This window comes from Mesorhizobium sp. M7A.F.Ca.CA.001.10.2.1 (assembly GCF_003998575.1).
Lineage (GTDB): Bacteria > Pseudomonadota > Alphaproteobacteria > Rhizobiales > Rhizobiaceae > Mesorhizobium.
This window is the reverse complement of the sequence record NZ_RZQY01000386.1, coordinates 1-5,654: the sequence shown is the minus strand read 5'-3', so window position 1 is coordinate 5,654 and position 5,654 is coordinate 1. Positions and strand designations below refer to the sequence as shown.

General features: G+C 64.2%; 5 protein-coding genes. 3 read left to right on the top strand and 2 right to left on the bottom strand.

All coding sequences use genetic code 11. The features are described 5' to 3' along the window. Positions 1-2,095: MBG domain-containing protein (locus EN964_RS37810; protein WP_281059566.1), on the top strand; the 2,095-nt coding region annotated here is incomplete at its 5' end. Between the two features lie 81 nt (positions 2,096-2,176). Here EN964_RS37810 and EN964_RS22425 read toward each other — a convergent pair. Both EN964_RS22425 and EN964_RS22420 read right to left on the bottom strand, forming a co-directional pair. Continuing rightward, entirely contained in the window at positions 2,177-2,551 is a 375-nt protein-coding gene (locus tag EN964_RS22425; protein WP_127270038.1) for a hypothetical protein, read from the bottom strand. A gap of 229 nt (positions 2,552-2,780) precedes the next feature. Beyond that, the gene (locus EN964_RS22420) at positions 2,781-3,539 is read right to left on the bottom strand and encodes an SDR family NAD(P)-dependent oxidoreductase (protein ID WP_127270039.1); all 759 of its coding nucleotides are present in this window, start codon (positions 3,537-3,539) and stop codon (positions 2,781-2,783) included. A gap of 155 nt (positions 3,540-3,694) precedes the next feature. Here EN964_RS22420 and EN964_RS22415 point away from each other — a divergent pair, with 155 nt between their 5' ends. Both EN964_RS22415 and EN964_RS22410 read left to right on the top strand, forming a co-directional pair. Continuing rightward, complete coding sequence (locus EN964_RS22415; RefSeq protein WP_127272457.1) at positions 3,695-5,104, top strand: aldehyde dehydrogenase family protein; 1,410 nt, start codon at positions 3,695-3,697, stop codon at positions 5,102-5,104. A gap of 16 nt (positions 5,105-5,120) precedes the next feature. Continuing rightward, positions 5,121-5,654: N-formylglutamate amidohydrolase (locus EN964_RS22410; RefSeq protein WP_206528744.1), on the top strand; the 534-nt coding region annotated here is incomplete at its 3' end.

Genomic DNA, 5,654 nt, shown 5'->3' with positions numbered 1-5,654 from the left:
GACCTATACGGTGTCGGGCTATCAGGCGGGCGTCACCAATGCCTATCTCGGCGACGCTGCCGCCAATACATTTGGCGGCGCGCCGTCGCTCTCCACCGCCACGCTGTCAGGCAACGAACAAGTCGGCAGCGGGCCCTATGCGATCAGCATCAGCACCGGCAACGTCGCTGCCTCGAACGGCTACGCCCTTGCCTTCAACAGCGCCGGCCTGCTCTCCATCGCCAAGCGTGCGGTGACGGTGATAGCGACATCAGGGCAGGGCAAGACCTATGGCGATGTCGATCCGTCATCCTACGCCTACAGCGTTTCGAGCCTGGGCACCGGCGTGGCGTTGGTCGGCACACTCGGCCGTGATGTCGGCGAGAATGCCGACATGTACGCCATCGGCCAGGGCACGCTGACCAACGGCAACAATTCAAACTATGACATCACCTATGTCGGAGCCGATTTCACCATCGGCAAAAGGGCGGTGACAGTCACCGCCAGCGCCGCCCAGGGCAAGACGTATGGCGATGGCGATCCATCGTCCTATGGCTATACCGTTTCAAATCTCGGCAGCGGCGCATCGCTGCTTGGCGCACTCGATCGCGTGACCGGCGAGAATGCCGGCACCTATGCCATCGGCCAAGGCAATCTCGGCGTGTCGAACGCCAATTACGCCATCACTTATGTCGGCGCCAACTTCACCATCGACAAACGGGCGGTGACCGTTACTGCCAATGCGGGCCTGGGCAAGACCTACGGCAATGCCGATCCATTGTCCTATGGCTACGCCGTTACCGATCTCGGCACCGGCGTCGCCCTTGTCGGCGCTCTCGGTCGGTCAGCCGGCGAGGGCGTCGGAACCTATGCGATCGGCCGCGGCAGCCTCACCGATGCCGCCAATGCGAATTACGACATCAGCTATGTTGGCGCCGGGTTCAGCATCGGCAAACGCGCCGTCACGGTCACGGCGGATAGCGGCTTGAGCAAGACCTATGGTGACAGCGATCCGCTGTCCTACGGCTACACTGTCTCGGATCTGGGCACTGGAACGGCACTTGTCGGCGCACTGGATCGTGCTGCCGGTGAGAATGCCGGCAGCCATGCGATTGGCCGCGGCACGCTCACTGATGCCGCCAACGGCAATTACGACATCAACTATGTCGGCGCGAACTTCAGCATCGGCAAGCGGGCGATCACCGTCACGGCCAATGCCGGTCAAGGCAAGATCTACGGCGACAGCAATCCCTCGTCATTCGGCTACAGCGTTTCGGATCTTGGTAGCGGAGCGCTGCTGGTCGGTGCTCTCGACCGCGCGGCCGGCGAGACTGTCGGCAATTATGCGATCGGCCAGGGCACGCTGACCAACGCTGAGAATAGCAATTATGCCATCAGCTATGTCGGTGCCGGTTTCAGTATTGGCAAGCGTGCAGTAACGGTGACGGCGAATGCCGGCCAGGGCAAATCCTATGGCGATGCCGACCCGTCATCCCTAGGCTATACCGTCTCCGATCTCGGTAGTGGCGCGGCGTTGACCGGTGCTCTCGATCGCGCCGCTGGTGAGACTGTCGGCGGCTATGCAATGGGGCAAGGCGGCATCACCAACGCCGCGAACTCAAACTATGACATCAGCTATGTCGGCGCGGACTTCAGCATCGGCAAGCGGGCCATCACCGTGGTTGCGGATGCGCAGAGCCGGCCACAAGGGACGGCCAATCCGCCACTCACCTACACGGTCGGCGGCTTGGGGCTGGTCAACGGCGACATGTTCGCGGGCGGCCTTTCGACCGAAGCCACCACTGCAAGCATGCCCGGCATTTACGCCATCGAGCAAGGCAGCCTGACCATCTCGGCCAATTACGAGTTGACCTATGTCGGCGCGGACCTGGTGGTGCAGCCTGCCAACGCGGTGCCGCCAACCGAAGCCGCCAGCGTCGTCGTCCACAATGCCGACATGCATGGCGGCGGTCAGCCGCCCCCTATCTTCTTTGCCGGCCAGCCCTCCGATGGCGGGACGCAGACGCTGGTCGAGGATCCGCGCCTGAACGGTCCCGCCCTCTGCCAGGGCATCGGAGACATCGCGTCCGTCTGCACTGTCGCGTCGGTTCAGTAGGCGTTTGCCCCCCATCTCGTATCGGAAAAGCCGGAGCCCCGACAATCGCCGGAGGCGCCGTGCGATCATTGTCAGTCTGCGTCAGCCGTTTGGATAGTAGCCGCCATCGGCGCCGTCGCCGATGTAGAAGCCGCCGCCTGAATCGTCTTGCAGTCGCTGATCCAAGTTCTCAATCTGGCTGAGCAAACCTTGGTATGCGCCGCCGTCAGTGGCCGAGCGATGGATGCTGTCGGCCCTCATCATCAGATCGTGCTCCTGCTCAGGGGTGATCGCCTTGGCCTCCCTTGCCTCGACGATCCCTTGCTTGACGCCCTGCAACTGGTCCAGGACGGCTCTAGCCTCGACAGACATGCGCTGCGGTTCGACCCTGTGGCGGTGTACCGCGTAAGCACTCGATAGCGGCACGGCCGCCAGTAGCGATGCGATTGCTATGATCCTTGGTGTGACATTGCGCATGGTCGCGCCTCCCTTCAACGGGAAAGCGGTGTGGATATCGCTTTCCGGACACGGGCAATCTCCTCCGTCGCGTCGCGGTGATCCTGTCATCGCCGGCGGTTCGTGGCCCGCAATATCCATATAGAGGCGTTCCAATCCCTGGGCTGGCAAGGAACGGAAAGTTGACAGATTGTGATCGCGGAGAGACCCGGCATGTCGTGCTGCCACAGCCCGGCAGCGGGCGTGCTGGCTACATGCGCATCAGCAGGCCGCCATCGACGGCAAGTTCGATGCCGGTGATGTAGCTCGCCGCGTCGGAGAGCAGGAACAGGGCCGCGTTGGCCATGTCCTGCGGCGTGCCGATGCGGCCGAGCGGCGCGTAACTCGCCACGGCCGAACGCTTCTCCTCGGTGTCCCAGCGCGCCTGCAGCGGGGTCAGCGCCATGCCGGGACAGATGGCGTTGGAGCGGATGCGTTCGCCGGCCAACTGCATGGCCAGCGATTTGGACAGCGCGCAGACGCCGGCCTTGGATGCCTGGTAGGCGTCCTGCGGGTTGGCGTCGCCGCGATACCACTGGATGGTCGAGAAATGCACCATGGCGCCGCCGCGTCCGCCCGCGCGCATGTGGGGTACGACCGAGCGCGCCGTGTGTACGAAGGATTTCAAATTGATGTTGAACACCTCGTCCCAGACGTCGAGATCCATCTCGAGGGCCGATTTGTCGCGGCCGAACCACAGCACGCCGGCGACATTGGCGAGATAGTCGATGCCACCGCGCTCGCGGCCCGCCGTGCCGATCGTCTGTTCGACAAAGGCGGCGTCGGTGAGATCGCCCTGCGCGAAGGCGAGCCTGTCGTCATAGGCGGCGAGGGACGCAGGACGCTGCTTGACGTCGATGGCAGTGACAGAGGCACCGGCATCGAGCAGCGCCAGCGTGATCGCCTCGCCCATGCCGCCGCCTGCGCCGGCCACGACCGCATGCCTGCCGGTGAAATCGTAAGCGATCATCTGAACCCCTCGTCTGTTCCTGCCAAAATGCAGATCGAAGGGACAATAGGGGCGGACCAAAATTCCATCAAGCGGTATTAGAAAAAATTTGCCAAAATGGAAAATAGCGATATCGTACCCCAAATGACCTCTCAGCTCGGATGGATTTCAACAGCATGAACCTGCATTCCGGCGCGCGGACCTTTTCCGTGATTTCTCCCGTCGACGGCTCGACCTATACGACGCGCTCTTATGCCGACGGTTCCACCATCGAGGCAGCGCTCACCCGCGCGCGTGCCGCCCTGCCGTCCTGGCGGCGGACGCCGCTGGCCGACAGACTGGCGATCCTGCTGCGCTTTGGTGAGGAGATGAAGGCGCGGGCAACGCCGCTGGCCGAGATGGTGGCCTGGCAGATCGGCCGGCCGCTATGGCAGGCCGACGAGACGCCTCGCCTGGCGCTGGTCGGACAATTGCTTGCCGACATCGCACCGGAAACCCTGGCCAATGTGCCGTATCCTTCGGATGACAACATCCGCCGCTATGCCAAGCCGGTGGCGGGCGGCCTGCATCTGTCGATCTGCGCCTGGAACTATCCCACCGCCATGCTCGGCTATCTCGTGACGTCGCCGCTCGCGGCCGGCAATGTGGTGATCTTCAAGCATTCGCCGCAGACGCCGCTGATTGCCGAACTGGCGGAAGAGGCCTTCCGTGCCGCCGGCGGCCCCGAGGGCGTCTTCCAGAGCTTGCATCTCGACCATGCCGATGCCGAGAAGCTGATTGCGTCCGGCGCCTTCAACGCGGTGAATTTCATCGGTTCGGTCAATGGCGGCCGGAGCGTCCATGCCGCCGCCGCCGGCACCTTCACACAGGTGCATCTCGAACTCGGCGGCAAGGATCCGACCTATATCCGCGCCGATGCCGATCTCGAAGCCACGATCCCGCAGATCGCCGAGGGCACCTATTCCAATGCCGGCCAGTCCTGCTGTTCGGTCGAGCGCATCTATGTCGACCAGGCGATCCATGACCGCTTCGTCGAAGCGCTGGTTGCCGAAACGGCGAAATGGACCATCGGCCATCCCATCGGCGAAAAGCCGATGGTCGGCCCGGTGGTGCGGGCGAGTGCCGCCGACACGATCCGCGATCTCGCCGAACAGGCGGTCCGGGCAGGAGCCCGGCGCCTGATGCCGCGAGACGGAACGCTCAAGGCCTCTGGTCTTGGCGCCGCCTATGTCGCGCCGGAAGTGCTGGTGGGTGTCGATCACAGCATGCGGATCATGCGCGACGAACTGTTCGGGCCGGTGGCCTGCATCCAGTCCGTCGGCAGCGATGACGAGGCGATCGGCCTGATGAACGACAGCGATTTCGGCCTCAGCGCCTCGATCTGGACCACAGATATCGAGCGCGGCGTGGCGCTGCTCGACGAGGTCGAGGCCGGTACCGTCTATCTCAATCGCTGCGACCACGCCGACCTGCATCTACCCTGGGGCGGCATCAAGAATTCCGGCCTCGGCCGCACCAATGGCCGCGCCGGCCTGGCGGAGGCGACAGCGGCCAAGGCCTATCATGTCCGCTCCGTCATCGGCTGATCCGGAGGACGGCCCGGTGAGCGCCGCGAGCCTTGCAGAGCTTGATGAGAGAGCAGTCGCCGCGCTGGCCGCCGCCAGTGTCGAGCGGCTGCGGATCGAGGCGGCGAGCCCCTATCTGCTGATCGCCGAACATGCGGGCAATCTGGTGCCCGCGCCATGGCATGACCTTGGCCTCGCAGCACCCTATCTCGGCACGCATTTCGCCGTCGACATCGGCATCGATGCCTTGACGCGCCGGCTGTCGCAGACATTGCGGGCGCCGGCCGTGGTCGCGCATTATTCGCGGCTGTTCCTCGACTACAACCGGCCTGCCGGCGAATGGGACTTCATGCGCCCGGATCTCGGCGGCATTCCGGTGCCTGGCAATCTCGCGCCCGATGCAGTCGATGTCAGGCTGCGCAAGATGATCGCCTGGGCGCCGGTCGAACAGGCTGTTATCGACGCCGCGGCTGGCCGGCAGGCGCTGATCTCGGTGCATTCCTTCACCCCGGTGATGGGCGGCGTCAGGCGCAATGTCGACATCGGCGTCCTGTGGCGGGAGCAGTCCCCC

Excerpts from the sequence above, each read along its gene's own strand:
- EN964_RS22425 (WP_127270038.1), bottom strand. The coding sequence starts at position 2,551 with ATGCGCAATGTCACACCAAGGATCATAGCAATCGCATCGCTACTGGCG.
- EN964_RS22415 (WP_127272457.1), top strand. The coding sequence starts at position 3,695 with ATGAACCTGCATTCCGGCGCGCGGACCTTTTCCGTGATTTCTCCCGTC.
- EN964_RS22420 (WP_127270039.1), bottom strand. The coding sequence starts at position 3,539 with ATGATCGCTTACGATTTCACCGGCAGGCATGCGGTCGTGGCCGGCGCA.